Genomic DNA, 2550 nt, shown 5'->3' with positions numbered 1-2550 from the left:
GAAATCCAGGAGCTGCATCAGTCCATCCAGGCCAGCCGCGCTGAGTCTGCCGAGCAGAATGCCGCCCGCCTGCAGGAAATCCAGGAGCTGCATCAGTCCATCCAGGCCAGCCGCGCTGAGTCTGCCGAACAAGCTGCTGCCCAGGCTCAAAGCTTGCGAGAGCTACAGCAGGTTGTCAGCGAGACCCGCTCTGACCTGGCCCATCTTGCCGAATGGGCAGAAGAAGTGACTCAAGCTCTGATTACTCTCACCGCTCTACAACAAGAGCACGAACGGGCTATGCAGGCCATCAACCAACGTCAAGCGGAAACGGATCAAAGGTTCAACATCCTCCTTGAGGAAGTACGCTACCTAATTCGCAAGCAGATTTCTGACGGAAGTCCTCCTCCCCCCTCAGCCTGAACACCAGGATCCCTTCAGAACTGCGAGGGCAGCCCTAATCTTCATCCACTTCCCACTCCAATAGGTGTGCATAGGGAGCCACCAAGCTGGGAGCATAAAAGGCAATGGCTCGAAGGGCATGCCAGTCTTCCAAGCAGCCAAAGACAGTTGGGTAGTCATTGCGCTCCAACCGCTCTGCAATTGCGGCCACATCAGCTTCGGTAAACTGGCCGGGATCCATTCCCTTGGCGGGGGCTTCTACTTTGGACTTGGATCGGGCAGACATAGGCAGTTTGAACACGCTACAAGCCGATCTTAACCTCTTCTTTTCGCGCGGCGAACCTTGACCAAAGACTTAACATATAGCCATTTCAAATAGCAATAAAACGGTTTGTGACATCGTTATGGCTACGCAACGCTGTCGCGAACGCGCCGGCGGCGCGGAGCGCTATCCCTTACTCCCCGTTCCAAAGGGGAGGATTCTGAATGACTGGTATTGCTTGGCAACGCTGCGTGAACAGTTTCCAGATACCAGATAGTTGTTTGCTTTTTTAAGAAAGGTGTGGGTTGGTGTTGTGTCGAGACCAAAATGCAGCGCTTAACATTCTGCGGGGGGCACTGGAGCTGTTGGGGATGGAGTGGAACTGCCCCGCAAGAGGGAACGACTGGGGAGACCAACACCTCTGCTGTGGAGGGGGAACCCAAAACAGTAAGTGGGGTCGTTGAACCAGTAATCCCAAAGGGCGACCTTGGGAGAATCCCCTAGCTTTAGCTATGGGGAGTATGTCAAAAAATCCCCAGTTGTTGTGCCTTGAGGAGGGCGGTGACGCGGTCGGTGGCGTCTAGCTTGCGGTAGGCGGCGCTGGCGTACTCTTTCACGGTCTCGACACTGATGCCGAGGCGGCGGGCGATCTGCTTGTTGGCCAAGCCTTGGCTCATCAGTTGCAGCACGCACAACTCGCGGGGGGTGAGCTTGGGCAACTCCTGCCGGGCAGGCAACCAGTCTCGGTCGGGGTTGGCCAAGATCTGCCGAATAACGCGGGCCAGCTCCGCCGGATCGGTTTCTTTGGAGAGGTAGCCTTTGGCCCCAGCCCGCCGCGCTGACTCGATCAAGGCCGGCTCCTGAAAAGTAGTCATCATCACCACCACCACCGGCAGGCCCAGCTCGGCAATCTGTTGGCAGGCGGCGATCCCGTCCCCATTGGGCATACGCACATCCAAAATGGCCACCTCGACGGGGCAACGGCGACAGTACTCAACGGCCTGGGATCCCGTCTCGGCTTCCGCCACCACCTCGAATCCTTGCGCTTGCAGGGCAAACTTCAGCCCCAGCCGAAACAGAGGATGGTCATCGGCGATGAGGACGCGGACAGGAGAACTCATGGCAGGGGATCCCAGCCTATGAGAGGGCTGAGTTCATTCTGCCCACAAGAGGGATCCCGGATAACGTGCCCTCACCCCCAACCCCTCTCCCAAAGGGAGTCAACCCAAGCGCTCCGCGCCGCTCACGCGACCACCCCCAACCCCTCTCCCAAAGGGAGAGGGGAGTTAGTTTTTCACAAAGACCATGCCCCAGGCACTGGGGTTGAAGGCGGGATCCAGCCGGGTTTGGGCATTGTACAGAGCGCCCGTCAGATCGGCTTCTTCCAAAAAAGCGCCGCGTAGATCGGCCCCACGCAGATCGGCCTGGCGCAAGGTGGCTCCTGTCAGGTCGGCGCCGGCGAGAATGGCCCCTCGCAAATCAGCGCCGCTGAGGTTGGCCACCTGAAGATTGGCTCCTGTGAAATTGGCCTGCTGCAGGTTGGCCTGGCTGAGATCGGCTTCCCACAAAAAAGCTCCGCCCTGCTCCGCACCGCTCAGGTTGGCGCCGCGCAAATCGGCCAAGTTGAGGATTGCCTGGGAGAGGTCGGCAGCTTGTAGGTTGGCCTGCCTGAGGATGGCTTCTTTCAGGTTGGCCCCCTGCAAATCAACTCCCGGCAGCTCGGCTCCTGTCAGGTCGCAGGCGGGGCAATCTTTGCCGGGAAAAACGACTTGAGAGCGGCCCAGTTGGGCGTCCAACTCCAGTTGGGCAAAAACAGGAACCGCCGGCATCCCGACCACCCCGCCGAGGAGACCGACCCAGAACTGGGGCCATGCCATTTTTTTCACTGGGATCCCTCCCTCACCCCC

The 2550-nt window shown here is 58.9% G+C and carries 3 protein-coding genes and 1 pseudogene; 1 reads left to right on the top strand and 3 read right to left on the bottom strand.

The window, feature by feature from the left end; genetic code table 11:
- Positions 1-402: pseudogene (locus tag NW844_RS12655) on the top strand (hypothetical protein); the annotation flags it as partial.
- Between the two features lie 34 nt (positions 403-436).
- Here the strand turns inward: NW844_RS12655 and NW844_RS12650 are convergent.
- From NW844_RS12650 to NW844_RS12640, 3 genes are all read right to left on the bottom strand, one after another.
- On the bottom strand, positions 437-667 hold the full coding sequence (locus tag NW844_RS12650) for a DUF2555 domain-containing protein (protein ID WP_414336153.1): 231 nt from the start codon (positions 665-667) through the stop codon (positions 437-439).
- A gap of 500 nt (positions 668-1167) precedes the next feature.
- Complete coding sequence (locus NW844_RS12645) at positions 1168-1764, bottom strand: response regulator transcription factor (protein WP_414336152.1); 597 nt, start codon at positions 1762-1764, stop codon at positions 1168-1170.
- 165 nt (positions 1765-1929) lie between these two features.
- Positions 1930-2550 (bottom strand): pentapeptide repeat-containing protein (locus NW844_RS12640; protein WP_414336150.1); only part of this gene is annotated, 621 nt, incomplete at its 5' end.

Source organism: Synechococcus sp. H55.2, assembly GCF_047462495.1.
Taxonomy (GTDB): Bacteria; Cyanobacteriota; Cyanobacteriia; order Thermostichales; family Thermostichaceae; genus Thermostichus.
The sequence above is the reverse complement of the archived record's forward strand: the minus strand, read 5'-3'. Positions and strand labels throughout refer to the sequence as shown.